Annotated in this window: 15 protein-coding genes and 1 tRNA gene; 8 read left to right on the top strand and 8 right to left on the bottom strand. The window is 56.7% G+C overall.

The annotated features are described in order from the left end of the window. Window positions 1-47: 47 nt before the first annotated feature. The 6 genes from gcvH to EP166_RS04635 form a co-directional block, all read right to left on the bottom strand. Entirely contained in the window at window positions 48-437 is a 390-nt protein-coding gene (gene gcvH, locus EP166_RS04660; RefSeq protein WP_127555616.1) for a glycine cleavage system protein GcvH, read from the bottom strand. A gap of 486 nt (window positions 438-923) precedes the next feature. Further along, window positions 924-1163 carry a hypothetical protein gene (locus tag EP166_RS04655; protein ID WP_127555615.1) on the bottom strand — a complete coding sequence of 80 codons (240 nt, stop codon included), beginning with the start codon at window positions 1161-1163 and terminating at the stop codon, window positions 924-926. Window positions 1164-1251: 88 nt separating this feature from the next. Next, a complete protein-coding gene (locus EP166_RS04650) occupies window positions 1252-1818 on the bottom strand; it encodes a cob(I)yrinic acid a,c-diamide adenosyltransferase (protein ID WP_127555614.1) in 567 nt (188 codons plus the stop codon). Window positions 1819-1877: 59 nt separating this feature from the next. After that, the gene (locus EP166_RS04645) at window positions 1878-3608 is read right to left on the bottom strand and encodes a two-component system sensor histidine kinase NtrB (protein WP_127555613.1); all 1731 of its coding nucleotides are present in this window, start codon (window positions 3606-3608) and stop codon (window positions 1878-1880) included. 46 nt (window positions 3609-3654) lie between these two features. Further along, window positions 3655-4542 (bottom strand): ketopantoate reductase family protein, encoded by an 888-nt coding sequence (locus tag EP166_RS04640; protein WP_164743814.1) that lies wholly within the window; start codon window positions 4540-4542, stop codon window positions 3655-3657. A gap of 336 nt (window positions 4543-4878) precedes the next feature. Further along, complete coding sequence (locus EP166_RS04635; RefSeq protein ID WP_164743813.1) at window positions 4879-5898, bottom strand: GGDEF domain-containing response regulator; 1020 nt, start codon at window positions 5896-5898, stop codon at window positions 4879-4881. A gap of 272 nt (window positions 5899-6170) precedes the next feature. On the opposite strand from EP166_RS04635, the gene EP166_RS04630 reads away from it, so the two are divergent. From EP166_RS04630 to gspD, 7 genes are all read left to right on the top strand, one after another. Then, window positions 6171-8039: a DUF294 nucleotidyltransferase-like domain-containing protein gene (locus EP166_RS04630; protein WP_127555610.1), complete on the top strand. Its 1869-nt coding sequence runs from the start codon at window positions 6171-6173 to the stop codon at window positions 8037-8039. Next, the gene (locus EP166_RS04625; RefSeq protein WP_127555609.1) at window positions 8036-8773 is read left to right on the top strand and encodes a 3'-5' exonuclease; all 738 of its coding nucleotides are present in this window, start codon (window positions 8036-8038) and stop codon (window positions 8771-8773) included. The genes EP166_RS04630 and EP166_RS04625 overlap by 4 nt, the downstream gene beginning before the upstream one ends. 349 nt (window positions 8774-9122) lie before the next feature. Continuing rightward, window positions 9123-9410, top strand: a complete 288-nt coding sequence (groES, locus tag EP166_RS04620; RefSeq protein ID WP_127555608.1) for a co-chaperone GroES — start codon at window positions 9123-9125, stop codon at window positions 9408-9410. Window positions 9411-9451: 41 nt separating this feature from the next. Next, window positions 9452-11104: a chaperonin GroEL gene (gene groL, locus EP166_RS04615; protein WP_127555607.1), complete on the top strand. Its 1653-nt coding sequence runs from the start codon at window positions 9452-9454 to the stop codon at window positions 11102-11104. A gap of 215 nt (window positions 11105-11319) precedes the next feature. Continuing rightward, window positions 11320-12054, top strand: coding sequence for a type II secretion system protein N (gspN, locus tag EP166_RS04610; protein WP_127555606.1), 735 nt, complete (start codon window positions 11320-11322; stop codon window positions 12052-12054). Next, a complete protein-coding gene (locus EP166_RS04605) occupies window positions 12054-12965 on the top strand; it encodes a type II secretion system protein N (RefSeq protein ID WP_127555605.1) in 912 nt (303 codons plus the stop codon). The genes gspN and EP166_RS04605 overlap by 1 nt, the downstream gene beginning before the upstream one ends. A 36-nt stretch (window positions 12966-13001) precedes the next feature. After that, complete coding sequence (gene gspD / locus EP166_RS04600; RefSeq protein ID WP_164743812.1) at window positions 13002-14972, top strand: type II secretion system secretin GspD; 1971 nt, start codon at window positions 13002-13004, stop codon at window positions 14970-14972. 221 nt (window positions 14973-15193) lie between these two features. Here the strand turns inward: gspD and EP166_RS04595 are convergent, their stop codons facing one another. Beyond that, the gene (locus EP166_RS04595) at window positions 15194-15517 is read right to left on the bottom strand and encodes a YqfO family protein (protein ID WP_127555603.1); all 324 of its coding nucleotides are present in this window, start codon (window positions 15515-15517) and stop codon (window positions 15194-15196) included. Window positions 15518-15622: 105 nt separating this feature from the next. On the opposite strand from EP166_RS04595, the gene EP166_RS04590 reads away from it, so the two are divergent. Next, window positions 15623-15714: transfer RNA gene (locus EP166_RS04590), tRNA-Ser, on the top strand. 380 nt (window positions 15715-16094) lie between these two features. Here the strand turns inward: EP166_RS04590 and adk are convergent. Beyond that, window positions 16095-16745: an adenylate kinase gene (adk, locus tag EP166_RS04585; protein WP_127555602.1), complete on the bottom strand. Its 651-nt coding sequence runs from the start codon at window positions 16743-16745 to the stop codon at window positions 16095-16097. Window positions 16746-16904 lie beyond the last annotated feature (159 nt).

Raw genomic sequence — 16904 nt, 5'->3', positions numbered from 1 at the left:
CGCCCTGATACGGTGTCGTTAACGCGGCCCGCAGAGCCGCAGCACGATCAGTCTTCGGCGCACTGGTCCTGGTAGGACTCGGCGTCCATCAGATCTTTCAGCTCACCCGGGTCCTGCATTTTCACTTTGAAGAACCAGCCGTTCTCGTAAGGGTCTTCGTTGACCTGCTCTGGCGCATCTTCCAGCGATTCGTTTACCGCGATGACAGTGCCAGTCACCGGTGTGTAGATGTCGGAGGCCGCTTTTACCGATTCAACCACTGCAACCGGGTCACCGGCGACAATTTCGGCGCCCACTTCCGGCACTTCCACAAAAACCACATCTCCCAGCTGTTGCTGGGCAAAATCGGATACGCCAATGGTAATGACATCGTCACCTTCCTCACGGACCCATTCGTGGGAGGCGGCGTATTTCAAATCGGCTGGAATTGTACTCATGGAATAACCCTTTGGTCTCGGATCGTCACGGATCATGGTTTACAGGCATGGGTAAAGCGGGGCAGGGGCTCCCCAGCACCGCTTTACCGGAATTGTTGCGTAATTTAGCAGCCTGAATGCGAAACAGCCACCGCTGGTTTTGCAGGTAAGGAGCTTACTTCTTTGGTTACATCGTTGAATATACTTGGGAGGCGCGGGGCCGCGCCGGATAACAGTGGAGCTCCTGTGGGGTCGGCGTAGATCTGTCCATGGCGGTCCGACGTCTCGGGCCTAGGCCGCATGATATGAATCCCCTCCATGGGATTCACCCTTCGGGCTCGCTACACTCGTGCTAAAACGCTCCTGGCGTTTTAGGCCATGCTGCGGACTACCCCACAGGAGCCCCACTGGCACCCGTCGCTTGTCTTCACAGTAAGCAAAGTATTCCGAAAAAAGTTGAAATGGCATCCCAGTGGCCGCCGCGGGCCAAAGCCTCCCAGGCAGGAACTACTTGAGGGTTGGGGGAGTAGGTGCCTGGGGTGGGGTGCGTAGGGCGGGCTTGTGGCTGATGTAGATGCGCTCTGCCTTCATGATCCGGATCAGCAGCCAGGAGGATTCCAGCGCCGCCTCACTGGCCTCGGCCTTCAACTCGCGCAGGGTGCGGTCGTTGAGGTTTTCTTCACTGAAAGCGAACTCTATCAGTTCATCTTCGCTGATCAGATTCTTGCCAAGGATGATGGCGGCCATGCTATACGCTCGGTTGGTCAGTGCCTGAAAGAGCTATCGGCGGACGCCCACGAATATTTAGTGGTCTGTCCTGTTTCTGTGACGCGGTTCAGGCATCTTTTTTCCGGTGACGCGATTGCCACAGCACTTCCTGGGATCCATCGGCCCGGGCGAGCTGTCGTGCCAGCACGAAAAACAGGTCTGAAAGGCGGTTCAGGTACTGCTGGGCAAGCACATGGCCCTCTGCCTCCTGACGGTTAAAGGCCACCAGCGTCCGTTCCGCCCGGCGGCAGGTGGCGCGGGCCAGGTGGCAGCGGCTGGCCGCTTCGTTGCCGCCTGGCAGAATGAAATTTTTCAGCGGCGGCAGGTGCTCGTTGATGCGGTCGATGTGGTCTTCCAGGTCACTGATCAGCGCCGCATCGAGCAGTTCATAGCCGGGCATGGCCAGTTCACCGCCGAGGTCAAACAGATCGTGTTGAATTTGGCTGAGCATCGGGTATTCACTGTGGTGGTCTCCCAGGCAGACCATCAGAAAGCCGACCAGGCTGTTCAGTTCATCGATGTCACCCATAGAGGCAATGCGACCACTGTCTTTGGGCACACGCCCTTCCATGCCCAGGCCAGTGTCGCCGGCGTCGCCGGTGCGGGTGTAGATCTTGGAAAGTCGGTTACCCATGGTGGTGTCGGTCCTTGCGGTTGCTAGTGGTTTAGGCTCGCTGGCGTTAGCGAACCTCGTTAAAGGTGAGGTTGGTCTGCATCGGTATCGGCAGCCGGGCCGCGAACGTCATCGGCTGTTGTTACCTGTTCAAGCGTCTGTTTGACCAGCGGGTCGGTCAGCGGAAGCGACAGAATGAACCGGGCGCCCTGGCCCACGGTCGATTCGACCTGCAAGCGGCCATGGTGATGGGTGGTGATGATAAAGAAACTCACCGACAAACCAAGGCCCGTGCCCACGCCCACATCTTTGGTGGTGAAAAACGGTTCGAAAATGCGTTTTCGGGTGGGTTCGTCCATGCCGATGCCGTTGTCGGCCACTTCGATCACGCAATGATCGTCCTGCACGTATTGCCGTATCTGGATGATGCCTTCATCAATGTCATTCAAGGTGTCGAACCGCTCGCGGATCGCCTGGGCGGCGTTCTTCATCAAATTCAGTAATACCTGTTCGAGTTCGGTCATCACACAGGGCACTTCAACCTCGGGCGATCGAAAATCCTGATCGACGAACAGATGCTGTTTGCGATAGCCCGATTTCAGATTGAAGTCGTTCAGGGCAATGTTGATGGCCTGGTCGAGCAGTTGGCCGATGGGGTAAGGCTGCAACAAACGGTCGCTGTCGCGGCTGAACTGCAGCATGTTGGTGACAATGCGCGACGCCCGCAGGCCCGATTCGGAAATGTTGCTCAGGAACTTGGGTACGTCCCGTGTGGCCAGGTATTGCTGCATCAGTTCCAGGTTCAGCCCTAGGCTGGACGCCAGTTCACGATTGCGCTTGAGGGCCGGATCGAGCCGTCGTTCAATGTTCTGGGCATTCTGAACAATGGCTCCCAGAGGGTTATTGATCTCATGGGCCATGCCGGCGGCCAAGCCGCCCACCGACATCATTTTTTCGGTTTGAACCATCACTTCTTCAAGCTTGAACTGCTCGGTTACGTCATCGAGTCGAATCACCGCCCCCTGGGAGTCGGTTTGTTGCAGCGGGTAAACCACCAGGTCGACGCGGATGGGTTGCTCTGCTGTCTGCAGTTCAAGGTTGTGCCGGCTTTGCACCTTGTGCCGGGTCAGCGCCAGCAGGATCAGATCCTGATGCTGGCCCAGAAACGGGAAGGCCTCCTGCAGCGAAAGCCCAATGGCCTGTTCCGGACGAGTGCCACTGATCAGAGCTGCTTCGGTATTCCACTGGGTGACAATTAACTTCTCGTCCACGGCGATCAGCGCTGACGGCATGGAATTGATGATGGCGTTCAGGTAGTTCTGAAACTCGGTCAGCCGGCGCTCGACCCGGTGGCGTACCTGCACCTCGAACTCCAGTTTGTGCATGGCTTTCTGTGCCGCCTCGGCCATGGCTTCCGACTCTTGTCCGGCGAGGGTGGCCCGGTCACGTTCGGCCTTCAGATCCGCCTCGCGTCGCGCCATCTGGTCAAGCATCGCATTGAACGCATCAACCACCTTGCCCAGCTCATCCTGGTGGTGTTTTTTTGCTCGCAGCGTCACATTGGAGGTCGCCGTTACCTGGTTCGACACCAGCATCAACTGGTTCAGCGGGTTGAGAAAATGCCGGCGAAAAATCTGCAGCAACACGGCCGATCCCAGAATGGAGATCACCACGATCAGGCACATCACCACCAACGGATGCAGGTGCTGGCCCGAGAAAAAGACAATGCCAATGCTCAGACTGCTGACGACGGTGATCCCCAGTAACCACCAGAGTATACGCCCCAGCAGGGTCGGTGATGCATAGGCCATGCAGGCTCCTTGGTGTGTGGTTAAGGCGCTGTCGGTTAAGCGCTCGTCAGCGATTCAGCGGGTGCAGGCGAATCACCGCCTGGTACCAGTATTGCAAACGTGGCGCCGCCAGGCCATGCCGATCGGCAGCACACAGCAACGGGCCCAGAATCGAATCGACCTCGGTTTCCCGCCCGGCCTCGATGTCCGTCAGCATCGACGACCGGTTGCGCCCTGTCGCCCTGGCCACCATGACCACACGTTCGGCAAGATCCGATGGCAGTTGAATGTCACTGGCCCGCGCAATCTGTTGAATTTCAGCGCACAGCACCTCGATTTCACCGATCCACTCGCGCTTGGCCAGGGCACCGTTCAGGCACTGCTGCACCGCCGTAATCGGGTTAATCACGGCATTGATCGCCAGTTTACGCCAAAGCACAGCGGTAATATCAGGCTCCCAGTGCAACTCCAATGGCCCGGGCTGGCTCGCAAGCTTGCGCCCCCACTGTTCGGTCTCATCAGTAACAATGTATTGCTCCGGGCTTCCAATCCGGGTTTCCCCGACCCCGGTGTGCCGAACCTGCTGACCAAAACGACCCGCACCTTCCGTTGTCGACGCCCACAGCACCCGGCCCGGCAACTGCTGGCTAAGCCAGGCCTGAGGGCCCAGACCATTGCACAGAATCAGCCAGGGAATACCAGAAAGTTTTGGAATGAGGGGCGAAGTAGCGCGCTCGACCTGAGTGGCCTTGCAACACACCAGCACGGCATCGATACCAACGAGCGAGTCGGTCAGTGACCACCGCAGTCGATGGGTTTCCCCGTCGGATTCAACGTGGCCAGGCAACGACAAGCCTGCACGGTGGGCATACACCTTAATGGTTGCGTGGTTTTGAAGTGACCAGGCCATCAGGCTGCCGATGGCGCCGGGGCCAATCAGAAGGATCGTTGCCATATCGTCGTATCCCTGCTGGATGAGCGCATATGGTAACTCTAGCGCCCCTCCGGAGGCGACAGCGGTGGACCTAACGCTAGTTTTAAAATTGACTGAGGTGACCAGCGGCGGGTACCGGGGTTGCCCTTGTGGGGTAGTCCGCAGCATGGCCTAAAACGCCAGGAGCGTTTTAGCACGAGGGTAGCGAGCCCGAAGGGTGAATCCCATGGAGGGGATTCAAATCATGCGGTCTAGGCCCAAATCGTCGGACCGCCATTGACGGATTCACGCCGACCCCACCGGGGCAACCCCGGTAGCCGCTGCGGACGATAGCCACCAAATGAGGCCTAGCCAGGGTCAGGCGCTTTGTCCATTTTGCCATACGTGCATGGCATGGCGCTGTTCTACCGGAATTTTCTGTAATCGCACCAGCGCCTGCTCCAGCATCCATTCGGCTGAAGCGGGTAGGGGCTGGGAGGCATCGGCCAGGTCGAGCTGAATGCAGCCCGTCAACGACACAAAACCGGACGTCGTCGAATAGGCGCGGGTGAACAAGGCATCGTAGAGGCGTCGAATCAGTTTCTGCGTCGCCACATTGCCGCCCGTAGAATGCAACAGCACGCCAATGATGTTCTCGCCTAGCCGGGCCGTGTCGTCGAGCGGGCGGGTGTGTTCAGTGAGTCGGTTGCATGCTTCGCGAATCAGTTCATTGCGCAAGGCCCGGCCGCCCTGAGTGGCCAGTTCACCGAGGTTATCGATCCGGCACAGAATCAGCCCCATTTGTCCGGTACGCCCTTTGATGTGAACCAGCGTCCGGTCCAACTGATGGCGCAGGTGCTGCGAATTACCTAGCCCGGTTGTTGCATCGAGCCGGTTCATACGGGTAACCGCCCGGAATTGGTCTTTCAACTGACGCTCACGCGAAATCAGCGAGTTATGCAGCCGGGACAACCGCTGACCAGCATGAACCCGAGCCAGTAACTGGGTTTTCAGGTGGGTTTTGCCTATGAAATCATCGACGCCCTTGGCAAAGGCTTCCTGCAGGGCTTCGTCGTTCTCTTTAGCGGTCAGCAACATCACATAGGTGAAGCAGCCTCGTCGCCGGTCCAGTTCGCGAACCAGCTGAGTCAGTTCCAGGCCATCCATGCCCGGCATCAACCAGTCGGCAAGCATCAACTCGGCCGGGCGCTGTTTGAGCGCGTCTAGCGCATCTATGGCGTTGTCGGCTATGCGAATGTCACGGAACCCGGCATTGACTAGCATGCGCTGAATGATCGCGCTGCTGAACTTGGTGTCGTCGACGATCATGATGGCGGTATCATGCGTCTCGCTCGGGGTCAGCCCCGGGTGCTCCGGGCCTTTGGGTGTGTCTGACATGTCCATATATCCTTGTTGTCATCGCGCCTACTGCGCACGACCTGACTGCTGTAGCCATCCGCCATGAAGGTGGGCGGCCACGTCCTTTAGAACAACCCTTTACAAAAAGGTTACAACCTCTATAGCCGCAGTATAAAGGCCGGTGCTGAGGTTGGACAACCATTGTTTGAGTCGGCACTATGCATCTTGTTGCGAGGCCCTGTTTAACGGGGGCTGCACGACGTATTCAAAAAGCCGTACAACACGATCCGCGCTGATGACAGGAGACGAGGATGGAAGTCGAGCATCTGGAAATACGGGACCAGCTCAAGCGCTTTGCCCCTTTTGACCAGTTGTCGGAAGAATGGCTCAACACCCTCGCCAGCCAAATAGAGATCGGTTATTTCAAAGCGGGGTCAGAAATCCTGGTTCAGGGCGAAGAAGTGACTCATCTGCACGTCATTCGCAGTGGAGCCGTCGAATTGTACCGGCGTAATGGCGACCTTTATAACCGGCTCGCAGAAGGTGACATCTTTGGTAACTGGGGTTTGCTGATGAACCGCCCGGTGCGCTTTCCAGCCCGCGCCATCGAAGATACCCTGGTTTATTTTATCGCCAAAGACCTGTTTGACCAGTTGTGGGAAGACAGTGAGGCCTTTGCCGAATTCGTTGAAGTTGAAGACCAGTCTCGCCTGCGTGCTGCGGTCAACCATCAGCAGAATACCGATCTGATGACCTCTCGGGTGCATAAACTGTTATCACGCACAGCGGTCATGTTGCCGCAAACCGCAACGTTGCACGAAGCGGCCCTGGCCATGACGGCAGAGGGCGTTTCCTCACTGGTGATTACCGACCCGGACCACCCCGACCAGAGCGGTTACATGGTTGGTATCATAACCGACCGGGATCTGCGCACCCGGGCGCTGGCAGAACGGCTGGGGTATGACACTCCCATAAGCCAGTTCATGACAACCGAAGTCATCACCATTAATGCCAAGGCCTTTGTGTTTGACGCCATGCTCAGCATGTTGCGCCACAATGTGCACCACTTGCCGGTGGTGCGGCACCGGAAGCCGATTGGCGTGCTGGCATTGTCCGATATTATTCGGTACGAATCCCAGAGCAGCCTCTACCTGGTCAGCCAGATTCATCGCCAGCCGCGCAGAAAAGACCTGAGCAGCCTGATGCCCGACGTCCGGGCAACGTTTATACGTATGGTCAACGAAGGCGCCACCAGCCACATGATCGGTAGCGCCATCGCTGGTATTGGCCGCAGTTTCACGCAACGCCTGCTGGAACTGGGTGAGGAAGAATTTGGCCCCCCACCGGTGCCATACTGCTTTCTGGCATTGGGCTCGATGGCGCGGGACGAGCAATACGTCGTTACCGACCAGGATAACGCCATGATCATCAGTGACGACTTCAAGTCCGAGGAGCACGACGACTACTTCGCCAAGCTCGCCGGCTACGTCAGCGATGGTCTGGCAGAATGCGGTTACGAATACTGCAAAGGCGGCATCATGGCCACCAACCCCCAGTGGCGGCAGCCATTGTCTGTCTGGCGCGCCTATTTCAAAGACTGGATCGACAACCCCGACCCTCAGGCCTTGCTCAACAGCTCCATCTTTTTCGATCTCGACGGTATCTACGGCGAAACCGCCCTGGCAGAAACCCTGAAGGTCGATATCGCACGCAGAGCCCAGCGCAGTCCGAGATTCCTCGCCTGCCTGGCACGCAATGCCCTGAACCGCACCCCGCCACTGGGGTTCTTCAGAACCTTCGTGATGGAAAGCGACGGCAAGCATAATAATTCCATCAACCTGAAGCGGCGCGGCACCGCCCCGTTGAGCGATGTTATCCGGGTGCATGCTCTGGCAGCAGGCTCGACTGCCCAGAATTCCTTTAACCGCATCGACGCCATTGCCGAATCCCGCATTCTTGGCCACAGCAACGGCGACGACCTGCGCGACGCCATGGAATACATCTCCATCGTGCGTGCCCGGCACCAGGCGCTGGATCTGGAAGCCGAACAAGAGCCCGATAACAACGTAGAGCCCGAAAACATGACGGTCTTCGAGCGGCGCAATCTCAAAGACGCCTTTCAGGTTATCAGCAATGCCCAAAAGTATCTGCGTATGCGGTACCAGGTGAACCGGGTGTGAGTGTATTCGTGCCTCGTGGCGATCGTGATTCTCCCGAATCCCGTCCCGACTGGCCCGCTTGTTTTGCAGCCTGGGCCGAACAGGTTAAACGGCCCGAGCTTCAGCGTTTCTACAAAGCAGGCACAGTCGCGGCGGATTGCCCGTTAAAGGACGTCCCATTCATTGCCCTCGATGTAGAAACCACCGGACTGAACGCTGAGCGCCACGCCATACTCAGCGTCGGCCTGGTACCGTTCACCTTAAAACGCATCTCCGTTGCAGGTAGCCTGCACTGGGTCGTCAAACCCCAATTGCCACTGATTCAGCAGTCTATCCAGTTCCACGGCATTACCCACACCGACATAAAAGACGCTCCCGACATGGCCGAGATCCTGCCCAGGTTGCTGGACTGCCTGGCCGGGCGGGTTGTGGCCGTACACCACAGGGCCATTGAGCGATCCTTCCTGGATGTCGTCGTCAAAGCCCGCTGGAACGAAGGTCTGCAATTCCCGATGGTCGACACCATGGCCATAGAGGCGATGTTGCACCGCGACAAACCGCGGAGCCTCTGGGCTCGCCTGACCAACCGCCGGCCCACCTCCATTCGCCTGTCGGACAGCCGCTACCGCTACGGTTTACCTCATTACCCACCCCACAATGCCCTCACCGACGCCCTGGCCACCGCAGAACTGTTTCAGGCTCAGTGCGCCTATCATTTTGAGCCTGAGACCCCGATTTCAGAACTGTGGTACTAGCCGAATGCTGCGTTGGCACTTTACCAGCTGTTAGTTATTGAATAGGCAATTGGAAAAATAAAGCGGTGGCTGTGCAGCAAGTGCAGGGTGCTGGGTATGCCTTTCCGGGGTAGTCTGCAGCAGGGATGCTGCGGCCTAGGTTCCATGGACGGATTTACGCCGACCCCGGAAAGGCATGCCCGGTACCCTGCGCGACCCCCTGGCTCAGAAAAAATTTAACCCCGAAGGTGTTGAAATGAAAATTTGTCGGCCCCATTAACGGGGAGCATTGGCATTCCGGGGCCGTTCAGTATCGAACAGCCCTGAAATCACAACAAAACTCCCACATGTCTTTTAGGAGATTGGATCCATGAAAATTCGTCCTTTGCATGATCGCGTCGTAGTACGCCGCAAGGATCAAGAGGAAACCACCGCCGGCGGTATCGTTCTGCCAGGTTCTGCCAAAGAAAAGCCCTCTCAGGGCGAAATCCTGGCAGTCGGCAACGGCCGGATCCTTGAGAATGGCGACGTCAAGTCGTTGGATGTGAAGGTAGGCGATACCGTTGTGTTTGGTCAGTACGCAGGCAGCACCGTCAAAATCGACGGTGAAGAACTGCTGATTATGACCGAAAGCGACATCTTCGGCGTTATTGAGTAAACCGAGCTCGTTCAACGAATTGTAAGGAAGGTAAGCACATCATGGCAGCTAAAGACGTAAAATTTGGCGATTCCGCTCGCGGTAAGATGCAGAAAGGCGTGAACCTGCTGGCCGACGCCGTCAAAGTAACGTTGGGGCCCAAAGGCCGTAACGTCATTCTCGACAAATCCTTCGGCTCACCCGCCATCACCAAAGACGGTGTATCGGTGGCCAAGGAAATCGAACTCGAAGACAAATTCGAAAACATGGGCGCTCAGATGGTCAAGGAAGTTGCTTCCAAGGCCAATGACGAAGCCGGTGACGGTACCACCACCGCAACCGTGCTGGCCCAGGCCCTGGTCAACGAAGGCCTGAAATCAGTTGCAGCGGGCATGAACCCGATGGACCTGAAGCGCGGCATCGACAAAGCAACACGTGCTGTTGTTGACGAAATCGCCAAGCTGTCTGTGCCTTGCTCAGACAAGAAAGCCATCGCCCAGGTCGGTACCATTTCGGCCAACGCTGACGCCACCATCGGCGGCCTGATCGCTGATGCGATGGAAAAAGTCGGTAACGAAGGCGTGATCACCGTCGAAGAAGGCAGTGGTTTCGACGACGAGCTGGAAGTCGTAGAAGGCATGCAGTTCGACCGCGGCTATCTGTCTCCGTACTTCATCACCAACCAGGAAACCATGACGGCTGAACTTGAAAACCCGTACATCCTGTTGGTCGATAAGAAAATCAGCAACATCCGTGACCTGATCCCGGTACTGGAGTCCGTCTCCAAGGCCAGCCGTCCGCTGATGATCATTGCTGAAGACATCGAAGGCGAAGCTCTGGCTACCCTGGTTGTCAACAACATGCGCGGTACCGTTAAAGTCTCCGCTGCCAAGGCACCGGGCTTCGGCGACCGTCGCAAGGCCATGCTGCAGGATCTGGCGATTCTGACCGGTGGTACCGTGATTTCCGAAGAAGTGGGCATGAGCCTCGAAACCGCCACCCTGGAACACCTGGGTAGCGCCAAGAAGGTCACCCTGTCCAAAGAAAACACCATCGTTGTTGACGGTGCCGGTGAAGACGCCGACATCAAAGGCCGCGTTGAGCAAATCCGTGCCGAAATCGAGCAATCCACCTCCGATTACGACAAGGAAAAACTGCAGGAACGTGTTGCCAAACTGGCTGGCGGTGTTGCGGTCATCAAGGTTGGCGCTGCCACCGAGATGGAAATGAAAGAGAAGAAAGCCCGCGTCGACGACGCCCTGCACGCAACCCGTGCAGCCGTTCAGGAAGGTGTGGTTGCCGGCGGCGGTGTAGCCCTGGTACGCGCACTGATGAACGTAGGCGAGATTCAGGGCGACAACGAAGAACAGCGCACCGGTATTGCCCTGGCATTGCGTGCCATGGAATCCCCGCTGCGTCAGATCGTTTACAACGCCGGTGGCGAGCCGTCTGTTGTACTGAACGAAGTCAAGAAAGGCTCTGGTAACTACGGCTACAACGCAGCAACCGGTGAATACGGTGACATGATGGAACTGGGTATTATCGACCCGGCCAAAGTGACCCGTTCTGCCCTGCAAGCGGCCGCCTCGGTTGCTGGCTTGATGATCACCACCGAAGCCATGATCACCGACAAGCCAGAAGACAAGTCTTCCGGCGGCGGTATGCCTGATATGGGCGGCATGGGTGGTATGGGTGGCATGGGCGGCATGATGTAAGCCAGCCCGGCCCAATACCCGACAAGCCCGCTTCGTGCGGGCTTTTTTATGGGCGACAAACGCCCGCCCAAGGCAGCAGCAAGGCCGCAAAGCACTGTCAGATGGGTGTAAACCGATTGTCGTGAATAAGGGCCTTCTATACACTGGCGTCCCGATATTTTGATCTGTGGGCGCAAGCCTGAAAAAGGCGCAGGGATAGTGCAGAACGGAAGTCTATGAGAATTAATCTAAAATTAGTGGTGCTGTTTGTAGGGGTGTATTTGCTTACCCTGGTGGCGACTGTGCCATTGAGCTGGGTCATCAGCTTTGCAGAGCCTTCCTTACGGTCTGCAGGCGTGCGCCTCGAACAGCCGCAGGGTAACATCTGGCAGGGACAAAGCCGGGTGCTGGTGCCAAACAGCCCCGAATTCAATCTTGAATGGCAGGTGAAGCCCCTGGGTCTGCTGACAGCCCGGTTACCTTACGATGTCCGCGTATCCAGCCCGGCGCTCGATGTGTCTGGCCAGATTCAACTGCGCCCGACGGGCGTGGGGGTTGAGCAGGTCTCCGGCTATGTCGACGAAGCGGCGTTTGCTCGGATAACCCGGGCTTATAACTCGACCCTTCAGGGGCGGCTGGTTATCTCTGACCTGAGCGCCAATGCTGGCTGGGGAGGGGCTTTAGGTGACGCTAACGGTGAACTGTCCTGGTCCGGCGGGCCCGTTGAAGTGCCGATGGGGCGTTCCCGGCAGCAGTTCGACGTACCTCAGATGCAAGGTCAAATTACCAGCGATGATACCGCCTGGCGCGTAGCGATCGACGCGCTGGATAACACCTCACTGATCCGCGCGCAACTGAGCCGGGAAGGGCAGGGACAAGTGACCGTGCAACGGGCCATGGCCGAGCGCCTGGGTATCCCGGTTCCCGGCGGGCGTGAGACCCTGGTTGAAATCTCACAGAAGGTGTTTTGATGGATTGGGTCAATCAAAGCCGGCAACTATGGCTGCCGCTGCAGCGTTGGGTCGTGGTGATCCTCATTGCCCTGAGCGCCGTTTACAGCGCCCAGTTAACCTGGCTCTGGCTGCAACCGGTACCTGCGGTGAGTGCACCGCGTATTCAACCAGCCAACCTGAATAACACTGCGAGCAGCACCAACCCTGAACAACTGGGCGCCACTCTGGGCGAACGCCACTTGTTTGGGCAATTTCAAGCGGTGGCGACTGCCGAGTCTGAGCAACCGGTTGAAGCCCCTGAAACGCGTTTGAACATGAAGCTGCAAGCCGTGCTTGCCCGTGGCGACGACGGCACCGGCTTTGCCATTATTTCCCGGGGCGGCAGCCAGGCCAGTGCGTTCTCGGTCGGTGACGATATTTTTAATCAGGCCACCCTGTCGGCGGTATACCGCGACCGGGTCATACTCGACCGCAATGGGCAGTTGGAGACGTTGCGCTACGAGCGGGAAGCCACATCGCAATTGTTGCAAGTCAACGATGAACCCATCGCCGAAGACAGCAGTCTCAGAGAGACGATCGACCAGGCTCAACAACGGGTCGATCGGGGTGAAGATGTACAGGCACAGGTTGAACAAATGGTCTCTTATGTTCAGCAACGTGCCAACTCCGACCCCCAGGGTTTGCTCGATGAAGTCGGCCTCGAAGCCACCGGCTCCGGCTATCAGGTAACCCAGAATGCCCGCCAGCTCGCCATGGCCGGGCTGCGCCCGGGCGATGTGGTGACGGCGGTTAATGATCAGCCGGTTGGAAACATCGGGCAGGATCAGGCATTGCTGAACCAGATTCTGCAAAGCGGCGGTGAATTGAAAATACAGATTCAACGGGGTTCGCGCTCCTTTACCATCTACCAATCCATACCTCGATTCTGACAAATGCAGAACGATCGATTAAGAAAGGACAACAAGATGCATGCTTTCAGCCCGGTTCGCAGGATTGCGGAACCCCTGTTACGGTCACTGCTACTGATTCTGGCGCTGGTGCTGGTCAGCCTTCCGGTTCGCGCCGAAGAGCCAACCTATCAGTTGAACATGCAGGGTGCCGACATAAATGAAGTGATAGACCTGGTGGCGCGCGTTACCGGCAAAAGCTTTATCGTCGATCCCCGGGTGCGTGGACAGGTAACGGTGATCTCCGATCGGAACCTGACCGCCGACGCCATCTACGAGATTTTTCTGGCCACCATCGAAGTTTATGGTTTCTCTGCCGTAGAGACCGATAACGCCATTAAAATTATTGGCCAGGCCGACATTAAATCAGCGGGTCTTGACGTTGATACCGACGGATCGATGTCCGGTGAGGAAATCATCATTCGGGTCTTCCCGATTCAGAATACCTCTGCCATGGAACTTGTTCCGATTCTGCGGCCACTGGTGGCCAAATACGGGCATTTGGCAGGCGTGAGCACCGCCAATGCCCTGATCATCGCCGACCGGGCCACCAACATTGAACGCATTTCAGAAATCGTTGAATTGCTTGACCGCGCCGGCAGTGAAGAAATAGAAGTCATTGAGCTCGAACACGCCTGGGTGGGCAATGTGATTACTCTGCTAGAGCGCGTTGCACCAACGCCGGTCACTTCCGGGGCGCAGCAGGGCGGTGATGTACGTGGCTTGCGCAGCGTACACCTCGTTGGCGATGAACGCAGTAATCGCATCATCATCAAGGGCGAAGCCGATGCCCGGGCACAGATTATCGCCCTGATCCGCGAGCTCGATATTCCCGCCCAGGAGAACAGTGCCTCGAAGGTTATCTTCTTGAATAATGCCGACGCCGCACGGATGGCCGAGTTGCTCAAAGGGTTTACCGGAGGTACCGCTCAGACAGGCTCCAATGGCCAAACAGCGCCACCTGCGGGTCCAGTCAACATACTTGCCGACGAAGATTTGAACGCCTTGGTTGTGCGGGCCGAGCCTTCGGTCATGACCGAAATTGAAAGCATCATTCGCCAACTGGACGTGCGTCGTAAACAGGTGTTGATTGAAGCCGCTATCGTTGAAGTGAATGGTAATGTCAGTGATGCCCTGGGCATTCAATGGGCGACCAACCCTGAGCGCGTGAGCGATGGTGTGCCCTTTGGTAGCACCAATCTGGGTATTGACGGTGCGATTTCCTCCTTACCCAGTGTGGTAGCTGGTGCGGCGAGTCAAAACGTAGGTGCTTTGCCGAACGGTGCTTTCCTGGGGTTGGTTGACCCCATCAGTGATACCCCTAATTTTGCAGCCATTATTCAGGCGATTGAATCCCAGTCGAACACCAATTTGTTGTCGACGCCAAGCGTCATGACGTTGGATAACAGCGAGGCCTTTATCACCGTCGGTAGCTCGGTGCCCTTCAAAACAGGTGGTAACGGCAGTGACGATAACCCGTTTGTTATTGAGCGCCAGGATGTCGGTACCACGCTGACAGTGATACCTCATGTTCAGCAAGATGGCTCGGTGCGTTTGGAGGTCGACCAGGTGGTCGAATCCATTTCAGGCAACAACACCTTCGGTGCTGTAGACATCATTACTGACAAGCGACAAGTCAAAACGGAAGTGTTGATTGGCGATGGTCGTACCATCGTTTTGGGTGGGTTAATAGACGACACCCTGATAGAGCGTGAAAGCCGTGTTCCGGTATTGGGGCGGATCCCGATCTTGGGCCACCTGTTTAAAAGTACCTCGACCGAACGTCAAAAAACCAATTTAATGGTCATTATCCGCCCAACGATCATAGTGGATGGCGATGAAGATCTGAGAGCACGCCGTATGGATGGCATATGGGATGTACGCATTCAGACCATGGATCATGTAGACGATCGTTATTTGCCGCCTACAGTAGACGATTTGTTTGAAGGTCGCCTGGATGGGGGTTTGCGCCCGCAGGGCGACAATTAACGCCAGGTGCGAAAGTAGGGTCGTGTAGCATTTTATGTACAACTGAACGACTTTAATAAAAGCGACGTGATCGGGTGGTAGTGTTTACATTGCGCTGCTGAATCGTAAGATACGCAGCGTTTTGACTCTCTTGCAAAATAGTTTAGCCCGGCGCACTCAGTGCTCCGGGTTTTTTTATGGGTGTTTGTCAGAAAGAACGGTCTAGCCTGCTGTCATACAGCCTATAGGAAGTCCCGTCGATCCATCACGGCCACCACATGATGCGCAGGCTCTTCGTATGGGTGTGCGACCACCAGAGCCTGCAGTACGGCTTTGATACGGTCTATATTAACCACCATTTCCACGCGATGTTCGGCAACGCGCTCCAGCTGGCCGGTGTGTCCCAGGGTGGGGTTGGCTCCGGCCAAAGGTCGAAACTGACCCTGGCCCAGTACCGACCAGGCACAACGATCATAATCGCCAATGCTACCGGCGCCAGCGTCAGACAGCGCTTCAATCAGCGCCTCGGTGTGTGTTTCAGGCACATAAACAACCAGTAGGTACATAAGTGTGTCTCCGCAGTGGGCGATCTTTCTTGTTTAATTTCAGCAGCTTAGCAACTTTTTGGTTGACACCCAACACAGGTTCGTTAAGATACGCCCCGTTGTTAAGGAGAGTTGGCAGAGTCCGGTTGAATGCACCTGACTTGAAATCAGACGTAGGCGAAAGCCTACCGGGGGTTCGAATCCCTCACTCTCCGCCAAATTAAACAAAAAAGGGGTCCCCAAGGGGACCCCTTTTTTGTTTAACCTGCGCAAAGCGCAGGCCTTCGTTCGAGGCCCCCGCAGGTTACAGCCACCATCCCTGGCGGCTGCCCTTCTGGCTCGCTGCGCTCGTGCAAAAGTGCTCCCGGCACTTTTGTCGACAACTTGCCTGGAGCAAGTTGGGCCGCGCCAGCGTCCGGCGAAGCCGGATCGATCACAGGAACGTGATCGAGCCAATCCCTCCGGGCTCCAGCTAGCCAAGTACTGTCTCATACCCCCAGGGGACCCTGTTTGAACCCCACCCACAAAAAAGCCCGCACAAGGCGGGCTCAAAAACTCAAAACTAGCAGCTAACAGCTCGTAGCTCTCAACATTCACCTCAAAGCTTCGAAACAATCTTATCCCGAATATCTTCAAAGCTGCCAATACCCGGTACATGAATGTACTTCGGCGCTGCCTCGGGTTCTTTTTCGGCCAGGTCCTTATAGAAGCCAATCAGCGGCTCGGTCTGGGCGTGGTAGACGTCCAGGCGCTTGGCGACGGTTTCTTTCTTGTCGTCTTCGCGCTGCACCAGCGGGTCGCCGGTTTCGTCGTCTTTGCCGTCCTGCTTGGGCGGGTTATTGTCGACGTGGTACACACGACCAGAGGCTTCGTGTACTCGGCGGCCGCTCAGGCGCTTGATGATTTCTTCATCGGGAACGTCGATGTCGATGACGTAATCGATGCGAATGCCTTCGTTTTTCAGGGCTTCAGCCTGGGGGATGGTGCGCGGGAAACCGTCGAACAGGCAGCCATTGGCGCAATCCGGTTGCGTCAAGCGTTCTTTGATCAGTTCAATGATGGTTTCATCAGAGACCAGGCCGCCAGAGGCCATGACTTCCTTAACCTTCACGCCCAGGGGGCTGCCCGCTTTAACCGCGGCACGCAGCATGTCGCCCGTGGAGATTTGCGGAATCTGAAATTTTTCGGTGATGTATTGGGCTTGCGTCCCTTTACCGGCACCAGGTGCACCCAGCAGAATAATGCGCATAGATGGCGAGCTCCTCGTTAATGTTTAATCTTGAAAAACATGGTTAAAAAAGTCTGAACCGATTGAGCGATCCACTCGTTATTGCAAATTCAGTGTCCTATTCAGGGGTCGTGAGCCAGAAACCCCCTGTAAACGCCAGGAGTGCGGCTCCGGTCTGAG

Origin of the sequence: Saccharospirillum alexandrii, from assembly GCF_004000275.1 — a bacterium.
GTDB lineage: Bacteria > Pseudomonadota > Gammaproteobacteria > Pseudomonadales > Natronospirillaceae > Saccharospirillum > Saccharospirillum alexandrii.
This window is presented reverse-complemented; position numbering and strand designations above follow the sequence as displayed.